This window comes from Aneurinibacillus soli (assembly GCF_002355375.1).
In the GTDB taxonomy this organism is placed as follows: Bacteria; Bacillota; Bacilli; order Aneurinibacillales; family Aneurinibacillaceae; genus Aneurinibacillus; species Aneurinibacillus soli.
In genome coordinates, this window is sequence record NZ_AP017312.1 from 1,683,326 (window position 1) to 1,701,708 (window position 18,383).

21 protein-coding genes are annotated in these 18,383 nt (G+C 51.0%); 18 read left to right on the plus strand and 3 right to left on the minus strand.

The window, feature by feature from the left end; all coding sequences use genetic code 11:
* Positions 1-23 precede the first annotated feature (23 nt).
* Positions 24-890 (plus strand): DegV family protein, encoded by an 867-nt coding sequence (locus CB4_RS08545; protein ID WP_096464974.1) that lies wholly within the window; start codon positions 24-26, stop codon positions 888-890.
* Positions 891-1,073: 183 nt separating this feature from the next.
* A complete protein-coding gene (recG, locus tag CB4_RS08550; RefSeq protein WP_096464976.1) occupies positions 1,074-3,122 on the plus strand; it encodes an ATP-dependent DNA helicase RecG in 2,049 nt (682 codons plus the stop codon).
* On the opposite strand, the gene CB4_RS08555 is transcribed toward recG, so the two are convergent.
* Positions 3,119-3,634, minus strand: coding sequence for an MgtC/SapB family protein (locus tag CB4_RS08555; protein WP_096464978.1), 516 nt, complete (start codon positions 3,632-3,634; stop codon positions 3,119-3,121). The two genes, recG and CB4_RS08555, sit on opposite strands and share 4 nt — an antisense overlap.
* Positions 3,635-3,772: 138 nt before the next feature.
* On the opposite strand from CB4_RS08555, the gene CB4_RS21845 reads away from it, so the two are divergent.
* From CB4_RS21845 to coaD, 3 genes are all read left to right on the plus strand, one after another.
* Entirely contained in the window at positions 3,773-3,898 is a 126-nt protein-coding gene (locus tag CB4_RS21845; RefSeq protein ID WP_269459518.1) for a hypothetical protein, read from the plus strand.
* 83 nt (positions 3,899-3,981) lie between these two features.
* The gene (rsmD, locus tag CB4_RS08560; RefSeq protein ID WP_096464980.1) at positions 3,982-4,536 is read left to right on the plus strand and encodes a 16S rRNA (guanine(966)-N(2))-methyltransferase RsmD; all 555 of its coding nucleotides are present in this window, start codon (positions 3,982-3,984) and stop codon (positions 4,534-4,536) included.
* A gap of 23 nt (positions 4,537-4,559) precedes the next feature.
* Positions 4,560-5,051: a pantetheine-phosphate adenylyltransferase gene (gene coaD, locus CB4_RS08565; RefSeq protein ID WP_096464982.1), complete on the plus strand. Its 492-nt coding sequence runs from the start codon at positions 4,560-4,562 to the stop codon at positions 5,049-5,051.
* Between the two features lie 2 nt (positions 5,052-5,053).
* Here the strand turns inward: coaD and ylbJ are convergent, their stop codons facing one another.
* A complete protein-coding gene (gene ylbJ / locus CB4_RS08570; RefSeq protein ID WP_231956197.1) occupies positions 5,054-6,292 on the minus strand; it encodes a sporulation integral membrane protein YlbJ in 1,239 nt (412 codons plus the stop codon).
* Positions 6,293-6,389: 97 nt separating this feature from the next.
* Between ylbJ and CB4_RS08575 the strand changes: the two genes are divergently transcribed.
* Both CB4_RS08575 and CB4_RS08580 read left to right on the plus strand, forming a co-directional pair.
* A complete protein-coding gene (locus CB4_RS08575) occupies positions 6,390-7,190 on the plus strand; it encodes a patatin-like phospholipase family protein (RefSeq protein WP_096464986.1) in 801 nt (266 codons plus the stop codon).
* Entirely contained in the window at positions 7,187-8,275 is a 1,089-nt protein-coding gene (locus CB4_RS08580; protein ID WP_172890833.1) for a SepM family pheromone-processing serine protease, read from the plus strand. The genes CB4_RS08575 and CB4_RS08580 overlap by 4 nt, the downstream gene beginning before the upstream one ends.
* Here CB4_RS08580 and CB4_RS08585 read toward each other — a convergent pair.
* The gene (locus CB4_RS08585; protein WP_096464990.1) at positions 8,265-9,482 is read right to left on the minus strand and encodes a nucleotidyltransferase; all 1,218 of its coding nucleotides are present in this window, start codon (positions 9,480-9,482) and stop codon (positions 8,265-8,267) included. The two genes, CB4_RS08580 and CB4_RS08585, sit on opposite strands and share 11 nt — an antisense overlap.
* A gap of 115 nt (positions 9,483-9,597) precedes the next feature.
* On the opposite strand from CB4_RS08585, the gene CB4_RS08590 reads away from it, so the two are divergent.
* The 11 genes from CB4_RS08590 (at position 9,598) to CB4_RS08640 (ending at position 18,302) form a co-directional block, all read left to right on the plus strand.
* Positions 9,598-10,116 (plus strand): YceD family protein, encoded by a 519-nt coding sequence (locus CB4_RS08590; protein ID WP_157737879.1) that lies wholly within the window; start codon positions 9,598-9,600, stop codon positions 10,114-10,116.
* 103 nt (positions 10,117-10,219) lie between these two features.
* On the plus strand, positions 10,220-10,396 hold the full coding sequence (gene rpmF, locus CB4_RS08595) for a 50S ribosomal protein L32 (RefSeq protein ID WP_043066021.1): 177 nt from the start codon (positions 10,220-10,222) through the stop codon (positions 10,394-10,396).
* Positions 10,397-10,616: 220 nt separating this feature from the next.
* Positions 10,617-11,210, plus strand: coding sequence for a transcription factor FapR (fapR, locus tag CB4_RS08600; protein ID WP_231956198.1), 594 nt, complete (start codon positions 10,617-10,619; stop codon positions 11,208-11,210).
* Complete coding sequence (gene plsX / locus CB4_RS08605) at positions 11,207-12,211, plus strand: phosphate acyltransferase PlsX (RefSeq protein ID WP_096464996.1); 1,005 nt, start codon at positions 11,207-11,209, stop codon at positions 12,209-12,211. The genes fapR and plsX overlap by 4 nt, the downstream gene beginning before the upstream one ends.
* Positions 12,174-13,223, plus strand: a complete 1,050-nt coding sequence (locus CB4_RS08610; RefSeq protein WP_269459519.1) for a beta-ketoacyl-ACP synthase III — start codon at positions 12,174-12,176, stop codon at positions 13,221-13,223. The genes plsX and CB4_RS08610 overlap by 38 nt, the downstream gene beginning before the upstream one ends.
* The gene (fabD, locus tag CB4_RS08615; RefSeq protein WP_096465000.1) at positions 13,224-14,183 is read left to right on the plus strand and encodes an ACP S-malonyltransferase; all 960 of its coding nucleotides are present in this window, start codon (positions 13,224-13,226) and stop codon (positions 14,181-14,183) included.
* A gap of 1 nt (position 14,184) precedes the next feature.
* A complete protein-coding gene (fabG, locus tag CB4_RS08620; RefSeq protein WP_096465002.1) occupies positions 14,185-14,925 on the plus strand; it encodes a 3-oxoacyl-[acyl-carrier-protein] reductase in 741 nt (246 codons plus the stop codon).
* A 49-nt stretch (positions 14,926-14,974) separates the two neighbouring features.
* Positions 14,975-15,208 (plus strand): acyl carrier protein, encoded by a 234-nt coding sequence (locus tag CB4_RS08625; RefSeq protein ID WP_096465004.1) that lies wholly within the window; start codon positions 14,975-14,977, stop codon positions 15,206-15,208.
* Positions 15,209-15,291: 83 nt separating this feature from the next.
* A complete protein-coding gene (gene fabF, locus CB4_RS08630; RefSeq protein WP_096465006.1) occupies positions 15,292-16,533 on the plus strand; it encodes a beta-ketoacyl-ACP synthase II in 1,242 nt (413 codons plus the stop codon).
* An 18-nt stretch (positions 16,534-16,551) separates the two neighbouring features.
* Positions 16,552-17,247, plus strand: coding sequence for a ribonuclease III (rnc, locus tag CB4_RS08635; protein ID WP_096465008.1), 696 nt, complete (start codon positions 16,552-16,554; stop codon positions 17,245-17,247).
* Positions 17,248-17,303: 56 nt separating this feature from the next.
* The gene (locus CB4_RS08640) at positions 17,304-18,302 is read left to right on the plus strand and encodes an elongator complex protein 3 (protein WP_231956199.1); all 999 of its coding nucleotides are present in this window, start codon (positions 17,304-17,306) and stop codon (positions 18,300-18,302) included.
* Positions 18,303-18,383: the final 81 nt, after the last annotated feature.

Below are 18,383 nucleotides of genomic sequence, written 5' to 3' on the forward strand. Positions count from 1 at the left end.
GGTTGGGAAGGGGGTATGTAAGAATGAACCTATATATTGTAACAGACAGCACGGCAGACATCCCCAAGCTGCTTATGCAAGAATTAAACATTCCGATTGTGCCGCTTAAGGTGCATGTGGAAGGTCAGACGTACTTAGATGGTGTTACGCTGTCTGCAGGTGAATTTTATGAGAAACTAACATCATCAGAGCAATTACCGCGCACGTCACAGCCGGCACCGCTTGACTTTGTGAATATATATGAAGAGATTGCAGCGCGTGATCCGGAAGCGGAAATCATCTCCATTCATTTATCCAGTGCGTTGAGTGGTACGTACCAGACCGCAACGCTTGCTGCGGGTATGGTGGAAGATAAGGTCAAGGTGCATGTCATCGATAGCCGCTCCGCTTCATATGCGCTTGGTGCGATTGTAGTCGCGGCAGCACGCCTTCTGCGCAACGGTGGTACGCTAGAAGAATGTCTCGATCTTGTTCATACACTCATTCCGACACACCGGGTTTATTTTGTCATGGATACGCTCATGTATTTGCAGAAAGGTGGCCGGATTGGCAAGGCGGCATCTGTTGTCGGTTCGCTGCTGAATATTAAGCCGATTCTTATGTTTGATGAGAGTGGCGAGGTAGCGGTCGTGGAAAAAGTACGCGGCAAGAAAAAAGCGGTCGCCCGTATTCTGGAACTGGCTAAGGAATATGCGAATGGACGCCTGGTAACAGCGGCTGCTGTCTATACGACAGATCGTGATGAGGCGACGGTTTTTAAGGGACAGATCGAGCAGGAGCTCCATGTAGCAGACGAGGCGGTACTCGCTCAGCTTGGGCCGGTTATCGGCACATACGGTGGTCCGGGTCTGTTAGCGCTTGCGCTATACCCGGAGACTTCGCAATCATAAACGTAGTACATGTGTAAGGGACGGGACTACACGCCTTGGTGGCGCGGTATCCTGTCCTTCTTCCGTTTGGTGGCACAATATTTGCGCGAAACTGTACAGGGAGGATGAGCGGGGAAACCGACAGGACGCGCCCTGAATGAAAGTCGGATATCCCGCTGGATCAAAAATGTGAGCAATCAAATCATGATGCAGCCTGTAACAGCTGTCAAAGGAATCGGAGCGGAACGAGCGCTCGAACTTGCGACGCTACAGATTGAGACGGTACAAGATTTGCTGGAGTATTTTCCGTACCGCTATGAAGATTACCGAGTACGTGATGTAAGCGAAGTAGAGGATGGGGAGAAAATTACGATTACCGGCACTGTGTATGGGGAGCCTGTCGTTCGCTTCTATGGGGCTAAGAAATCACGCATCACGGTTAAAGTTGTGGTTGATAACGTTGTCGTTACGGCGATCTGGTTTAATCGTGGATTTTTAAAAAGCCAGCTGCGTGCCGGGCGCGAAATCATGCTGTCTGGCAAGTTTGAACGTGCCCGCCTGCAGATCATGGTGAGCGAACAGCATTTTCTCGATACGGAGCGGGCGGGCGTGCAGGAAGGTACGATTCAGCCCGTATACTCGACAACGGGTGGCATTCAGGTCAAGCAGATTCGCCGCTTTATCACATCGGCACTTGCGCAGTTCGAAGGTGCAATTGACGAGATTCTACCGGATGATCTCATTCGTAAGTATAAACTTGCCTCCCGTAGCGACGCGATTCGTAACATTCATTTTCCAGAAAGTGTGCAGGCGGGCAAGCAGGGGCGACGCCGACTTGCGTTTGAAGAGCTGTTGCTGTTTCAGCTGCGATTACAGGCGTATCATGCGGTCAACCGACAATCGCGTGATGGAGTGGCACAGCACATTCCACTTGAAAAGGTACGCGAGTTTATTCACGGCCTGTCGTTTCCGCTAACGAATGCGCAGAAGCGGGTCGTGAAAGAGATTCTGGATGACATGCAGGCATCTTATAGTATGAACCGACTACTGCAAGGCGACGTTGGTTCTGGAAAAACCGTAGTCGCTGCGATCGCGCTTCTGGCTACGGTGGAGGCAGGGTATCAAGGAGCACTCATGGTGCCGACCGAAATTCTTGCTGAACAGCATTATGAGACATTGTCCGAGCTTTTGACACCGCATGGGATTGAAGTGGCACTGTTATCTGGAAGTGCTACCGTGCGAAAGCGGCGCGACATTCTGAGTGGGTTGCAGTCGGGCTTGATCCAGATCGTGATTGGTACGCACGCGCTTATTCAGGAAGACGTGTATTTTGCGCGGCTTGGGCTTGTCATTACTGATGAGCAGCATCGGTTCGGTGTGGAGCAGCGCCGTATCTTGCGGGAGAAGGGGTTGAATCCGGATGTGCTGTTTATGACAGCGACGCCAATTCCACGTACACTGGCCATTACGGCGTTCGGAGATATGGATGTATCGACCATTGATGAGCTGCCGGCAGGACGCAAGCCGATTGAGACGTACTGGGTACGCCATGATATGCTTGATCGCATTCTTGCGTTTGTGCGTAAGGAGCTAGATCGGGGGCGGCAGGCGTATGCGATCTCGCCGCTTATTGAAGAATCTGAGAAGCTTGATTTGCAGAATGCGATTGATGTACATGCGCAGTTAAGCCAGCATTTTGCGGGCACGTACCGCGTTGGCCTCATGCATGGGCGGCTTGTGCCACGGGAGAAAGAGGAAGTCATGCAGCAGTTTAGCCGCAATGAGGTGCAGGTGCTTGTCTCGACGACAGTTGTGGAGGTTGGTGTTAATGTGCCGAATGCGTCGGTGATGGTTATTTATGACGCCGAGCGGTTCGGGCTGGCTCAGCTTCATCAGCTTCGTGGGCGTGTAGGCCGGGGGGCTGAGCAGTCGTATTGCATCCTGATTGCAGACCCGAAGTCTGAGACCGGCAAAGAGCGGATGCGGATTATGACCGAGACGAATGATGGATTTGAAGTGGCGCAGCGTGATCTGGAACTGCGTGGGCCGGGAGATTTCTTCGGGACGAAGCAGAGTGGGTTGCCGGAGTTCAAAGTAGCGGATGTCGTACAGGATTATCGAATGCTTGAGGTGGCACGTCAGGAGGCGGCCGATATGGTGCGGGGGGAAGCGTTCTGGAGCAGCCCGCAGTATCGAGCACTGCGGGCGTACTTGAAGCAGGATGAGTACTTTCTTACGAAAATAAAAGATTAATCATCTTCGCTTTCTTTCAGTGGCTTCTTCTGCCCGAAAAGCCCGGTGTGACGATCCTCCAGGAAGTGGCCGATGCTGATAATGCCATACATAACAAGCATGGCATACGTGGTCATTAAATAGTAGCCAGCTCCGATGCTAATGCCAATTGCACCGGCAAAAAACACCATGGAGGCAGAAGTGAGGCCTTTGACAGAACCACTCTTTTGAATGATCAGTCCTGCGCCGAGAAAGCCTAACCCGCTCACGATTTGGGCGGCTAAGCGCAGTGGGTCCATCATCGTGCGGCCAGGAATGGAGTAACGATCCACTGTATGGATGGACACTAGGGTAAGAAGGGTCGCAGCGACTGTTACAAATGTATAGGTTTTAATGCCAGCCGGTTTAGAATGAACGGTGCGCTCAAGACCAATAGCGAACCCGAACAGGGCGCCCATTGACAGGCGGATATACATCTCTAGATCTTCATAATGTGAAATTGAATGCCAGATGGATAGCCAGAAATCTTTCATAAGTTAGGTCACCTCTCTATATGCGTGCTATTGATTTTACCATATTCGACGCGAATCAAGAGATGCCAGAAAAATAAAAAAAACCGCCCGGTTATAGGCCGGGCGGGCATGCTAAACGCAACGCGTTCAGCTTGCATAATGGGAGAGGAGAAACCGGAGGAAGAGCTTATGGGGAAACGTAAGTCTTCTCCGCGGTTGTCGGCAGTACGGGCATACCGTACCGCTACTAGTATTGTGGACGCAAATGGTGCATCTTATACATGAAAGCGTAGAAAAATATCAAGCATTTACCATAATTTTTGTTTGTGTTATACTAACGGCGTTTACATACAGTACGGAGGGGAATCATGCGAGTAGTTTCCGGTTCGAAGAAGGGACATCCACTGCAGGCTGTACCGGGCAGAGGAACACGCCCGACAGTTGATAAAGTAAAAGAATCGATCTTTAATATGATTGGGCCTTATTTTGATGAGGGGCTTGCGCTTGATTTGTATGCGGGCACGGGCGGCCTTGGAATTGAAGCGCTCAGCCGGGGTGTGGAGAACTGTATTTTTGTGGACGCGAATCGCAAGGCTGTAAGCGTTGTCTACAAAAACCTCGATGCTACCGGACTACGTGATCAGGCAGAAGTGTATTGTAATGATGCGAATCGGGCGTTGAACGCGCTGGCTAAACGAGACCTTGTTTTTGACCTTGTGTTTCTCGATCCGCCTTATGCCGAGCAGAAGATCGAGAGTCAGCTTGCGATTATGAATGATCATGGCCTTCTAGCACCAGGTGCATTTGTTGTAGCTGAACATGACGCCAAAGATAAACTAGGTGAGCAGATCGGCAGTCTTATGAAGATACGGGAGACTGCATACGGACAGACAGTTATTACGATTTACCGCAAGGAAATATAGATACATAAAAGGGAGTGCAGTGGATGAGCATCGCGGTTTGTCCGGGCAGTTTTGACCCGGTTACGTATGGCCACCTTGACATTATTCAGCGGGGTGCTAAAGTTTTTGATAAAGTAATTGTTGCTGTATTAATTAATCGGAACAAGACAGACCCGGTGTTCACCGTTGAAGAACGTCTTGAACTCTTGCGGGAGGCGACGAAAGACATTCCAAATGTTGAAATCGATACGTTTAATGGGCTGTTGATCGACTATATGCATACCAGGGGGGCTAAGGCCATTATTAAAGGGTTGCGTGCTGTGTCAGACTTCGAATATGAGATGCAGATGGCTTCGATCAACCGCCTAATTGACACCAAGATTGAGACATTTTTCATGATGACCAACAATCAGTACTCGTTCTTAAGTTCAAGTATTGTAAAAGAGGTTGGAAAATATGGAGCTGATGTGAGCAGTCTTGTGCCGCCGAATGTCGAGCGTGCGCTGCGTGCTAAATTCAGCGAAGAACCCCGCTAAAGCTAGCGGGGTTCTTTTCGCATGCGAAACCAGCTATAGATTTGCCAGAGCAGTGCGGTAAGGGTGAGTGAGGCGGCGCATACTAGGAGGGAAAATGTATAATAAGATGGTTGCTTCCATAGGGACAGCTGTTCTGGCGCAAGACTGGTTGCCCAGGTCGGGACGGCAGAAGCTTGTTGTAATCGCCCGTATAAAAACGATCCTGCCGTATACGTGAAGAGAAAGGCGAGTACAGCGTGAAGGGCGCGAGCAAAGAGGAAGGGTCCATACCGCATATCGGTTTGGGCAAGCATGCTGGCGACTTGTGCATGGACAGACAGCCCACCCCAGGCAAGAACCGCACTGGCAACTGCCAGCACGAATCCAGGCGTGTAGGAAGCAAATAGATCACTTGCTTGCTTTGCACCGAGCGTGACTTCAAACAAGCCGTACACAAAAGCCTGCGCCGCTTCCCCAGGAGCACCAAACAGCCCAAGCAGTCCGCCGAGTGCCGCTGACAGCAGGGCAATGAGATTCAGCTTCATAAACAGTGTCAGAAGCACCGAGAAAAACAAAATAAATCCGCCGACCATTAGCTGAGTTTGCAGCGAACTGGCCACAGCATCCCCCATTAATTTGCCGAGTGCGCGTCCATCTTCAAGCCGGGCGCGGTGCATCGCAAGAAAGGCGCGGGTTAGAAGGGAGCGGTTGCTTGTTTGTGCATACGGGGTACGTGGTGCATGGGGGGCATGCCGCGACATGACAAGCCCCACCATGATGGCGGTTATGTAGTGGGCGGCCATAAGGACGAGGCCGACTTTGACACTGTGAAAAAAACCGACAGCCACTGCACCAGTAATAAATACGGGATCTGCTGTCGTAGTATAAGAAACGAGGCGTTCTCCTTCGGCGCGGGAGATGAGATTTCTGGTGCGTAGCTGCGTGGTGAGCTTGGCGCTGATCGGGTAGCCGGATGCGAATCCCATCGTCCAGACGAACGAGCCGGAGCCTGGAATGTTAAAAACAGGTCGCATGAGCGGCTCAAGCAGGACACCCATAAAGTGGGCGAGACCTAAGCCGAGCAAAATTTCAGACGTAATAAAGAACGGAAGTAGCGCCGGAAATACAACATCCCACCAGATTTTTAGGCCGCGCAGTGCTGCGAGAAACGACGCTTCCGGGAACAATAGTAGGCTTGTCGCGATGACAAAGCAGGACACGGCAAGCAGCAGTGTGGTTACATACGGTTTGAACGAGTGCATGGACATATCTCCTTACCGAAATTTAAGCTTATCTTATATGTACGGACGTGCCTGGCAAAATAGACCCGTTTGCCGGAGTCCGGGCGAGGTGGAAACAATGGAGAAGCAGGAAGGGAAGATGCCTGGCATCGGTTTAGCGCTCGGTGCAGGAGGGGTACGCGGATTCGCTCATATCGGTGTGCTGGAAGTGCTTGCGGCACACGGTATCGAACCGGCTTATCTGGCGGGAAGCAGCATGGGCAGTCTCGTAGCTGCCTTGTATGCGAGCGGATTGACACCGGGGATGATGGAAAAGCTGGCCGTCAATCTTAAACGAAAGCATTGGCTGGATTTATGTGTACCAGGAATGGGCTTTGTTATCGGCGAGAAGTTACGTGAGGTTGTGAAGCTGTTGACACGAGGGCGACAGATCGAAGAGATGGAGCGCCCGCTGGCCATCGTTGCTACTGACCTTAGAACCGGAGAGCGTGTGATTTTTACGGAGGGCCCAGCGTATGAAGCAGTGCGGGCCAGTGCATCCATTCCAGGTATTTTCGTTCCGTATCAATTGAATGGACGCTTACTTGTGGACGGTGCCGTAGTCGACCGGGTGCCAATTGAGGTGGTACGCGATATGGGGGCGGATCTGACGATTGGTGTGGATGTAGCACTTGCTCCGTCGGATGCTCCTGTCAAATCGTTGTTTGATGTAATCTTTCAATCGGTAGATATTATGGAGCGGGAGATTTTTCGTCATCGGACGGTGCATGCGGATATTATGGTCCGACCTGATGTGGGACGCTTTAGTTCGACGGCGTTTACGAATATTGAGGAGATTGTGGAAGAGGGGCGCAAAGCGGCGCAACAAATGGTCCCGCATATTCAGGATAAAATTACAGAATGGAGGAAGGGTATATGAACCGCCGGAGACGTTTTGGAAATAGCAGATGGGGCGCATTCGGGATCGGAGCGCTGATCGTGGTTATCTTGTTTGGTATCGCACTTTGTCCGACATCGTATTATATCATACGTCCCGGATCGGCGATTGAACTTCAGCCGATCGTAACGGTAGAGGGCGAAGCGAAGGATGAAAAAGGGACACTGATGCTAACGACGGTGCGCATGGGACCGGCTAATGTACTTGGATATGTAGTAGGCAAGCTTGATCCATATACAGAATTAAGAAAGGAAGAAACAGTAAAAAGTCCGTACGAGACGGACGAGCAGTACAATGAGCGTGAATTGCTTGATATGAAAAACTCGCAGCAAAACGCCATGATGGTAGCGTTTCGCAAAGCTGGTTTGCCGGTTACGGTAACAGAGAAGGGAGCACTTGTCGTCTTTTTTGTGCCGAATATGCCAGCTAAACAGTACCTGCAGATCGGGGATGTGATTACGAAGGTAGGGGGCGCATCTGTAAGGAATTCGAAGCAACTGCTCGATGTCCTGCATCAGTATAAGGCGGGCGATACAGCTAAGCTGACGCTTATGCGTGACGGCAAGCAGATCACCGCTTCTGTGCCGCTCAAGCCGCTTCCGGTAGCGGCCGGGGAGAAGCCGCGTGCCGGAATTGGCATCGCCTATCCGGACCCGGACGGCCCGATGACAGCGCGGGATGTACGGGTGCCAAAGAAGGTTGAGATTCAATCGGAAAGCATCGGCGGCCCGTCCGCAGGGCTGATGTTTACGCTGGAGATTTTAAGTCAGCTTACACCGGGAGATTTGACAAAAGGCTATCGGATTGCCGGTACGGGTACGATACGCCAGGACGGAACCGTAGGACCGATCGGGGGCGCGTATCATAAAGTGCGGGCGGCCGAGAAGATGAATGCGGATATTTTCTTTGCGCCGAATAACGAAGTAAAGCCGAATTCAAAGATGATTTCCAACTATGTGGAAGCGAAAGAAGAAGCAGAGAAGCTTGGCATGAAGGTTAAAGTCGTGCCTGTGCGCACGGTCGATGATGCCCTGAACTATCTGAAGAGTCTCCCGCCTAAAGCATGATGGGTGTCTGCCAGTATTCTCGCTGCATCTCACGCAGACGCAGTTCAGTCGGATACGCTAGCGCATAAACAGAGGCAGCTCGTATATCAAGTGCAAGCAGCGGATGTTTTTCTTTTGGTACGCGTGTTAGGATCGGCACGCGTGCCGTTTTTTTCATCTGGCGTAATAGTTCACGCCCTGTATCCGAGAAGCCAAGCACCCGGATGTAGGAAGGACCTTCTGCTGTGGCCTGCTTCATTTGATCACGTGTCACATGGAGCATACTATACAGAAGTAGCCGCTGCAGGCGTGTCCAGGTGTATCGTTTGGTTTTGAGTGATTCCATCAATTCATGGAACGTAGCAGCGTGTGGCAGGGCCGCGAGCAGCCGATGTTCAAGCCCCTCTGTCATTTCGTGCAGGAGAGCTAACTCCTCTGGTGTCTGGGTAAGCAGGGTGTGCTGCACATGCGGGAAAAAGGCGTCCCATGTAACCGGAAACCGTCCTGAACTCTGCTCGTTTGCAAGTACTGCCAGTGTGGAAGACGGCACATAAGGCTCGATGGTCATAAGGCTCCCTGATTCAAGCAGGTGCTTGCGCAGGGCGGTGGCGCTGGCGATGCGTGTATCAGTCATTTCCGTATCATGGTAGCCGGCTTTCTGACGTGTGATGGTAGCAGGAATAATCGAGCTACCTAGGCGGCGGAGTGCCAGACAGTAGTTCAATCCGAGAATGTTGTTTGGCTCACTTGTGTCTTTCTGTGCGTCTGCATCGCCAAGTAGCTGTGCAGCTGCACGGCCATAGGCAGTTGGATAGCTGACACCTCTTGCTAGTTCTCGAGCAAAAACTGTGCGAAATACATCTGGTTCGTCTGTCAGAAGGGAAGCGAGCTTTTGGATGCGCTCAATTTGTCCGCTTTCCGAACCGAAGCATAGTGTGTCGACGATGCCAGTCGCATCAAGCGTGGCTGTGGCCCCAAATGCGAACTGCTCTGCATTCTGGGCTGCATACGCGAACGGGATCTCCAGTACCAGATCGGCGCCCATGCGAAGCGCCATCTCGGTACGGGCCCATTTGCCTGCAATTGCCGGTTCGCCACGCTGAAGAAAATATCCGCTCATCACGATAATAGCTGCCTCCGCCTTTGTTTGTTTTTTTGCTTCCGTAAAGTGGTATACATGTCCATTGTGGAGGGGATTGTATTCTACAACGAGCCCAACCGTTCGCATCGCAGATCACTTCCTTTTTCCGATGTATTTATCCTGATTTTAGCATGTTATGATTGACATGACACGTGATAAGCCGATATAATTATTCTTGTTGCTCGAAATGAGGTCACAAATTATGAAACTTCAAAAAAATGCACTGATACAGTTGCATGGCAGACACTTACCGCTTGATGAGACGGTTGAATTGAATCTAACTCGCCGTCATCTCCAGCTTGTCGAAGCAAAGCCGGCCCATTTTACCGGAGAAGCGTTCGCAGCCACTGGTCTCTTCATTGTAGAAGGCCGGTTGACGGGTGAACTGACTATGGAGTGTGCCCGCTGTTTAAAACATTTTCCTTATTCCTATACTGTAGGAATCAAGGAGACGTTCATGGACGAGAAAGCGATTGAGTTTGAAGTCAATGACGAAATGGAGATTCACCCGATCGAAGGCGAAGAGATGGATGTGACGCCTTATCTTGAAGGCGCGGTTCTACTTGAGTTGCCGCATACGCTCGTTTGCAGTGATGACTGCAAGGGACTATGCCCGGAGTGTGGGACGAATCGGAATGACAAAGATTGCGGCTGCGTTGTCGAACGCATCGACCCGCGTCTGGCGGTTCTGGGTGAACTTTTTGGAAAGCAGGATAAATAAAGCTTTTCAAGCTCAGCAAAATCAGGTATGATGATTGTTGTTTTGGTGGACATCCCATCAAATTGACGATTTTTATTGTAATCCGGTGAAGGGGGTGGGATAAATGGCAGTACCTCAAAGACGTACATCGAAAACTCGCAAAAACAAGCGTCGGACTCACTTCAAACTTGAAGTGCCGGGCATGGTAAAATGCCCTGAGTGTGGCGAAATGAAACTGGCTCACCGCGTATGCAAAAGCTGCGGCACATACAAAGGCAACCAGGTTGTGAACAATGCGTAATGCATCATAAGAGACAGGATGATTTCGATCATCCTGTCTCTTTTTGTCATGTTTTGGCTGCTTTTCTGTGTATGCAGGAAACGGACTTTTTAGCACGAAAATGTAGTTCATACACATTTTTAAATTTGTGGTTGTTATTTTCTATTTCGTTCTATATACTGCTATTAGTAGCTGGTCATAAGTACGGCAGATACGCACTAGCAGTATGGGTGGTGAAACGATGGCTCGACTTAGTAAGAAGAGCCGCCAGGAAGCGCTCCACATGCTTCTTGCAGAAAGCCCGTTTTATACGGATGAGGAACTGGCTGAGCATTTTAGAGTGAGCATTCAGACGATCCGGCTTGATCGACTTGAACTGGGAATTCCTGAGGTGCGCGAGCGTATTAAGAATGTCGCGCAGCAAAATCATGGAGAAGTGAAGTCTCTTCCGATTGAAGAGGTAGTCGGGGAACTGGTTGATCTACAGCTAGACCATTCTGCTATTTCTCTTCTTGATATTACAGAGGAACATATTTTTTCCCGTACACATGTGGCTCGGGGGCATCATATTTTTGCCCAGGCCAATTCGCTTGCTGTAGCGGTCATTGATGCAGCTGTCGTGCTTACAGCAGCGGCTCGCATTCGGTATGTGCGGCCAGTGCGACTCGGGGAGCGTCTTGTGGCTAAGGCAGTTGTTCGAGAGACGCAGGGAGAGCAGAGCAAGGTCAGAGTCGAGACACGCGTGCAGGATGAGCTCGTATTCAGTGGGACATTCCGTGTGTACCGTATGCCAGATTTTGATGCGCATGCCAGTGGCAAACAGGAGGACATATGATTATTGCAATAGATGCGATGGGCGGAGATCTCGCTCCGAACTCGAACGTAGAAGGGGCGATTGCGGCGGCGCGTAAAATGTCGGAAGCGCGTCTTGTGCTTGTTGGAGATGAAGCAAGACTCCGTCCATTGCTTGCAGACGCACCGCAAAATATTGAAATTCGCCATGCGGAAGAAGTGATTGCGACTGAGGAAGAGCCGGTAAAGGCGGTTCGACGCAAACGGGACTCTTCTCTCGTGGTCGGTGTCACAATGGTGAAAAACGGAGAAGCAGATGCGATTATCTCCGCGGGGAATACGGGAGCCTTAATGACAGCTGGACTTCTCATTACCGGACGCATTCCAGGGATTGATCGGCCTGCACTCAGTCCGATCATCCCGTCGGTCGATGGAGCGGGTGTGATGATTTTAGATGCGGGGGCCAATATGGATGCCCATCCGGAACATCTCCTGCAGTACGCCGTGATGGGAAGCATTTATGCAGAGAAGGTCATGGGAGTATCGAGACCGCGCATCGGGCTTTTGAATGTAGGAACCGAAGAGAAGAAAGGGAACGAGTTGACGAAAGCGACATACGGGTTGCTAACGAATAGTTCTCTGAATTTTGTCGGAAACGTCGAAGGCCGCGACATCATGGAGCATGTGTGTGATGTGGTTGTGTGTGACGGCTTTTCCGGTAACATTTTGATCAAAACAATGGAAGGTATGGCGAAGACATTACTCGGCGCGTTGAAAGAAGAATTTACGCGCAGTCTGACGAGCCAGCTTGGAGCCATGATGCTTCGCTCGGGATTCAAACGAGTGAAAACACAAATGGACTACACCGAGCACGGAGGTGCCCTGCTCATGGGGGTTCAGGGCACCTGCATTAAAGCGCATGGCTCTTCGAATGCCCTGGCGATTCAGCGTACGATCGAGCAGGCGTGCAAGTTTATCGCGCAAGGTGTCAATGGGCTGATCGCTCATGAAATCCAAAAAGAAAGCGGGGATCTACATGCATAGTACACAGCATGCAGTGGGAATTCTTTCGACTGGTCGTTATTTGCCAGACAAGGTAATTACAAACGCAGATTTGGAAAAAATGGTAGATACATCAGATGAGTGGATCGTAACACGTACCGGCATTCGTGAGCGTCGGATGGCAGCAGAAGGAGAGACAACGTCTGATCTGGCAGTCAAAGCGGCGCAAAATGCACTGAATAAAGCTGGTGTTTCCGCAGAGCAGCTCGATCTGATTATTATTGCAACAGCTACGCCGGATATGTTTTTCCCATCGACAGCCTGTCTGGTGCAAGAGCGAATCGGCGCGAAGAAAGCGGCGGCGTTCGATCTGTCGGCAGCGTGTTCGGGCTTTTTGTATGGCACATCGGTTGCCGCCCAGTTTATTAAGAATGGAATGTACCGCTATGCGCTCGTCATTGGCGTTGAGACGCTTTCAAAAATTGTCGACTGGACGGACCGGAATACATGCGTGCTGTTCGGGGACGGAGCGGGTGCGGTTGTGCTCGGGCCGGTAGAAGAGGGCATGGGTTTTCTATCATTTGAGCTGGGCGCGGACGGAAGCGGCGCGGAACTGTTGAAACTTGAGGCGGGAGGGTCCCGCAAGCCGGTCGCGACAGTAGAGCCGGGCAGCCGTGATAATTATGTGCATATGGCGGGCAGCGAGGTGTTCAAGTTCGCTGTTCGTGCGATGAACACAGCTTCAGACAATGCGGTAGCCAAAGCCGGGATTACGAAAGAGCAAGTAGACTTCCTTGTTCCGCATCAGGCTAACCTGCGCATTATCGATTCAGCGGTAAAACGTCTGGGGCTTCGGGATGATAAAGTAGTTATTAATCTTAATAAGTATGGCAATATGTCTTCTGCTTCCATTCCGGTAGCGCTTGATGAAGCGGTAAGTGAGGGACGCATCAAAGAAGGTGACACGCTTGTGCTTGTCGGCTTCGGTGGCGGACTTACATGGGGTGCATCGGTGATGAAATGGAGCACGGCTGAGAAAAAAGAGGTGGAATAAATGAGCAAAACCGCATTCTTATTCCCAGGACAGGGATCGCAGTTTGTCGGCATGGGAGCTGACTTTTACGAAACAGAAGCATCGGCTAAGGTAGTATTCGATGCCGCAGATGAAGCACTTGGATTCTCACTTTCCGAGCTTTGCTTTAACGGACCAGAAGATGAATTGCGCTTAACAGCGAATACGCAGCCAGCGATTTTGACAGCAAGCATTGCGGTACTCCGCGTATTAAATGAGAAGTGTAACATTCGTCCGGATTTTACCGCCGGACATAGCCTGGGAGAATATTCGGCACTCGTAGCGGCTGATGCGCTTGTGTTTGAAGACGCTGTCCAGATCGTTCGGGCACGTGGACAGTACATGGAAGAAGCAGTACCGGCCGGACAAGGTGCAATGGCTGCTATTATGGGCATGGAGCGAGATGCACTTGATGCAGTATGCCAGGAAGTAACAACAGCCGGATATCCTGTACAGCTAGCGAATCTGAATTCGCCGGGACAGATCGTCATCTCTGGCAGTGCGGAAGGGGTAGCGCGTGCTAGCGAAGCTGCCAAGGCTGCCGGTGCGAAGCGAGCGATTCCGCTCAATGTAAGCGGGCCATTCCATTCGATGTTGATGAAGCCTGCTGCAGAGAAGCTTGAAGGTAAGCTTGCGGATTATGCGGTGAACGATGCGTACATTCCGGTTGTGGCCAACGTATCTGCACAGTCCGTACGGGAAGCCGATCATATTCGCCATGCGCTTATTGAGCAGGTAGCATCGCCTGTGCTATGGGAAGATACGGTGCGCTATTTGCTTGACCAAGGCGTGGACCGCTTTATTGAGATCGGACCAGGCACGGTATTGACCGGACTTGTGAAAAAAGTAGACCGTAGTGTGCAAACGCTGTCCATTCAGGATGCGGCAACACTCGAAAAGGCGCTTGCCGTGCTGGCGGAAGCGGAACAGGGGGAGAACTAGAATGCTGAATGGAAAAGTGGCGCTTGTTACAGGTGGTTCACGTGGCATTGGCCGTGCGATTGCCCTTACGCTCGCAGAAGCCGGAGCGGATGTAGCGATCAATTATGCAGGCAATGAGGCGGCTGCGCGTGAGACAGCTGATGCAGTAACGGCACTCGGGCGCAAAGCGATCATGATTAAGGCAGACGTGGCAAATGCCACAGAAGTAGACGCGATGGTGAAACAGACGATTGATGAGCTTGGTAGCGTTGATATTCTCGTCAATAATGCAGGCATTACCCGCGACAACTTGCTGATGCGTATGAAAGAAGAAGAATTTGACGATGTGATCGCGACCAATCTTAAAGGCGTGTTCAACTGTATCAAAGCGGTAACACGTCCGATGATGAAAGCACGCAGTGGCCGTATCATCAATATTTCTTCTGTTGTCGGTGTTATGGGGAATCCGGGCCAGGCGAATTACGTTGCAGCGAAAGCGGGCGTGATCGGCATGACCAAATCCGTTGCACGTGAGCTGGCAAGTCGTGGCATTACCGTAAATGCGGTAGCACCAGGATTTATTGATACCGATATGACAGCGGTGCTTGGGGAAGATACGAAAGATACGCTTCTGACACAGATTCCACTCGCCCGTCTTGGCAAGCCGGAAGACGTGGCACATGTCGTCAAATTCGTTGCTTCAGACGAAGCTTCCTACATGACGGGCCAAGTATTTCATGTTGATGGTGGCATGTACATGTAAGGCATCGTATAATAGACGAATGACATTTCATTGAGAGGAGGTGAAGCAAATGGCAGACACATTAGAACGCGTAAAGAAAATCATCGTAGATCGCCTCGGTGTTGACGAATCTGAAATCAAAGAAGAAGCTTCGTTCAAAGATGATCTTGGTGCGGATTCTCTGGACGTTGTAGAACTCGTTATGGAACTTGAAGACGAATTCGATCTTGAAATTTCTGACGAAGACGCAGAGAAAATCGCAACTGTGGGTGATGTAATCAAATACATACAGTCCCACAAGTAATATGAGAGTAACTGTTTTAGGAAAAAGTCCCGTATGTTTTATGCGGGACTTTCTCCACATCTAGCTATATTTCGAGGTGAACTATGGAAAATCGCGTAGTAGTAACAGGTGTCGGTGCGGTCACACCGCTCGGCAATGACGCCAAAACATTCTGGGAAGCCCTGCTGGCAGGTAAATCCGGAGTGGGCATGATTACGGCGTTTGACACGACAGAGTATTCGGCGAAAATTGCAGCCGAAGTAAAAGATTTTAACCCGGAAGACTATATTGACCGCAAAGACGTGAAGCGTACAGACCGTTTTGTACAGTTTGCGGTAGCGGCAGCTAAGATGGCCGTTGAAGATGCAGGTCTTGAAATTAACGAAGAAAATTCGGAGCGCATTGGTGTCTATATTGGTTCGGGCATTGGTGGCCTTGGCACGATGGAAGATCAGATCAAAATTTTGATGGAGAAAGGACCGCGCCGTATTAGCCCGTTCTTCGTTCCAATGATGATCGCAAACATGGCATCTGGCCAGGCGTCGATTGCACTCGGTGCCAAGGGACCGAACAGTGCGGCGATTACAGCTTGTGCAAGTGCGACGCACTCGATTGGAGATGCATTCAAAATCATTCAGCGTGGTCACGCTGATGCCATGGTTACAGGCGGTTCGGAAGCATCCATTCGCCCGGTAGCAGTAGCGGGATTCAGCAATGCCAAGGCACTGTCTACACGTAATGACGAGCCTACGCGTGCAAGCCGACCGTTTGAGAAGGACCGCGATGGCTTTGTTATGGGCGAGGGTTCTGGCATTATCATTCTTGAATCGCTTGAACATGCGAAGAAACGTGGTGCGACGATTCTTGCAGAAGTCGTTGGCTATGGCATGAGCGCGGATGCGTATCATGTGACACAACCGGCTCCGGGTGGAGAAGGTGCAGCACGGGCGATGAATATGGCGATTGCGGATGCAAAAGTGAAGCCGGAAGATATTAGCTACATTAATGCACACGGAACGTCTACAGGATACAACGACAAGTTTGAAACGATGGCGATTAAAAAATCGCTCGGCGATCATGCATACAACGTAGCAATCAGTTCTACGAAGTCGATGACGGGTCACTTGCTCGGTGCAGCAGGCGGAATCGAGGCAATCGCTTCTGTACTTGCATTGCGCGATCAGATCGTGCCGCCGACGATCAACTATGAAACGCCGGACCCGGAATGTGATCTTGATTATGTGCCGAATGAAGCGAGAAAAATGGATGTAAACGTAGTAATGTCCAACTCACTCGGTTTTGGTGGCCATAATGCAACCCTCGTTTTCAAAAAGTTTGTCGAGTAAGGTGCGGTGGTGAGAGCGGTGGACTTTGCACGTTTCCAGAATGAAATTGGTGTCCAATTCAAAAATGAAAAACTGCTCCGGCAAGCTTTTACACATTCCTCATATGTAAACGAGCACCGGGGCAAGCCGTTTCAGGATAATGAGCGGCTTGAATTTCTCGGTGATGCGGTGTTAGAGCTGACGATTTCGCAGTTTTTGTACCATCATTTTCCGAAAATGGCGGAAGGTGAGTTAACTAAATTACGGGCTGCTGTCGTATGCGAACCGTCGCTTGTCATGTTTGCTAATCAGCTTCGCTTTGGCGATCTGATTTTGCTTGGCAAGGGTGAGGAGCTAACAGGCGGACGATTCCGCCCCGCGCTTCTTGCTGATGTGTTCGAAGCCTTCATCGGTGCACTGTATCTCGATCAGGGCATGGACGCCGTATCCCGTTTCCTGGAGACATACGTGTATCCGCGTATTAATCGCGGTGAATTTATGCGCGTAACCGACTACAAAAGCCAACTGCAGGAATTCGTACAGCGTGACGGTCTTGGTGAGATTCAGTACGCGATCGTTCAGGAACGGGGTCCGGCGCACAGCCGAGAGTTCGTATCTGAAGTCACACTGAATGGCAATGTGCTCGGTCAAGGAAAGGGACGATCCAAGAAGGAAGCAGAGCAGCATGCAGCTTCGATGGCGATGAAAGAGCTGGCTGTCAAAAGACAGGCGTGAAGCGGCACGTTAACATCGCGCTGTTCGTTCCTCATCAGGGCTGCCCGAAAGATTGTGTGTTTTGCAATCAGGCACGCATTACCGGGCAGAAGCGGGAGCGTCAGCTGACAGAAGAAGATGTGCGGCAGTCGATTGAAACACAGCTAGCTACCATTCGTTCGGATCAGACGGTGGAGATTGCATTTTTTGGCGGCAGTTTTACAGGGTTGCCGCGCGGATATCAGACGATGCTTCTCAGTATCGCTCATGAATTCGTGGCAGCAGGTAAGGTATCCGGTATTCGCCTGTCCACGCGTCCGGATTATATTGCGCCGCATATTATGGATTTCTTGTTATCGTATGGCGTGACGTCTATCGAGCTTGGCTGTCAGTCGCTTGACGATGAGGTGCTGGCCCGGGCTAAACGCGGGCATACGGCAGCCCATGTCGAGCGTGCGGTTGCGATCATTCGTCAGTATCCAACTGTGCAGCTTGGCTTACAGCTTCTGCCGGGTCTTCCGGGAGATACGCGTGCGATTAGTGTGCGTACGGCACAGGCGGCTGCCATGCTCCGTCCAGACTTTATGCGGATTTATCCGGCGCTCGTTATTGCGGGTACGGAGCTTGAAGGGATGTACCGTAGCGGAGAATATGTGCCGCTGACCGTAGACGAAGCGGTACAGTGGACAGCCGAAGTATGGCTTCCGTTACTGAAAGCGGGCATTCCGGTCATTCGGATGGGGCTTCACTCTTCGGATGATTTACGCCAGGCAGGAACTGTGCTTGCCGGTCCTCTCCATCCTTCGTTTCGCCAACTGGTGGAAACGGAATTATTCAGCCGCTTGCTGAAGCGGATGATGGAGGCGATTGTTCCGGACACACAGGCTTGCCTGAATGTGCGCATTCATCCGGCAGATGAGACAGCAGTGCGGGGTCCTAAGGGAATGGTATGGCGGACATTTGCGCAGCAGATGCGGGATGAATCGAAGCTCGTATTGGATCGGGACCACCCTCGCTATACGGTGAGTTGGGAGAGCTCGTCTACAGTCGGTACACTCTCGTTTACAGATTTGTAGGGTGGCTGTGCAAGTTTTTGCGTCCTGTTCGGCTAAAAAAAGCCGACGGGACGTTTTTTCTTATGCAATAACATGATAAAG